At 53.3% G+C, this 938-nt stretch carries 2 protein-coding genes and 1 tRNA gene; all 3 read left to right on the top strand.

Translation table 11 applies throughout. From position 1 onward, the window contains the following. Nucleotides 1–16: 16 nt before the first annotated feature. Nucleotides 17–289, top strand: coding sequence for an HU family DNA-binding protein (locus A3730_RS07145; protein ID WP_039925990.1), 273 nt, complete (start codon nucleotides 17–19; stop codon nucleotides 287–289). A 10-nt stretch (nucleotides 290–299) separates the two neighbouring features. Then, nucleotides 300–376, top strand: a tRNA-Asp gene (locus tag A3730_RS07140). Nucleotides 377–493: 117 nt separating this feature from the next. Continuing rightward, nucleotides 494–938 (top strand): SurA N-terminal domain-containing protein (locus tag A3730_RS07135; RefSeq protein WP_197477345.1); only part of this gene is annotated, 445 nt, incomplete at its 3' end.

Raw genomic sequence — 938 nt, 5'->3', positions numbered from 1 at the left:
GAGAAAGGGGAACTTTGTGAATAAGTCAGAGTTGATTGATGCGATTGCCGCTAGCGCGGATATTTCCAAAGCCGACGCAGGTCGTGCTCTGGATTCTACTTTGGAAGCGGTAACTGGTGCCCTGAAAAAAGGTGACAGCGTTTCTCTGGTAGGTTTTGGTACTTTTGCAGTGAAGCGTCGTGAAGCCCGCGATGGCCGTAACCCGCAAACTGGCCAGACCATCAAGATCGCCGCTGCCAACGTACCGGGCTTCAAAGCCGGTAAGGCACTGAAAGACGCGGTGAACTAAACTGTTTGCAGGAGCGGTAGTTCAGCTGGTTAGAATACCGGCCTGTCACGCCGGGGGTCGCGGGTTCGAGTCCCGTCCGCTCCGCCAGTTTGAGAAAGCGTACTCGTAAGGGGTACGCTTTTTTGCATTTAAGGGAACCTGCAGTCATCCGCCGGTTCTGAATAATAAGATCGAATTTCGAGAGTATCCCTACGGAGTAATTTCATGCAGGAGTTCAGACGGTTTGTCCGCGGTCCCGTGGGCAAGGTCCTGCTTGCCGCAATCATTCTTCCTTTCGTGATTTCCGGCTTTTACGGCTACTTTGTCGGTGGAAGCACAGGCGACGTGGTAGCTGAAGTGGAAGGCAGCAAGATCACACGTAGTGTTGTGAACCAGCGGGTAGAGCGGGTTCGTAACATGCTTCGCGAGCAAAGTCCGAACATGAATCCTGCATTGCTGGATTCATTTGTGCGTCCGGAAATGGTGCTGGATGGCATCGTCAACGAGCAATTGATTCTGGCCGCAGCGGAACAATCCAGCATGGTGTTCAGTGAACAACAGGTTGCTGCCGATATTTACAAGGTGCCGTTGTTCCAGGAAGACGGCAAGTTTTCCGAACAGCGGTTCGAGCGTGAACTGCGCGCCCGCGGGATGAACCCGCAGAGTTACA

The organism is Alcanivorax sp. HI0044 (assembly GCF_001634945.1).
This window is presented reverse-complemented; position numbering and strand designations above follow the sequence as displayed.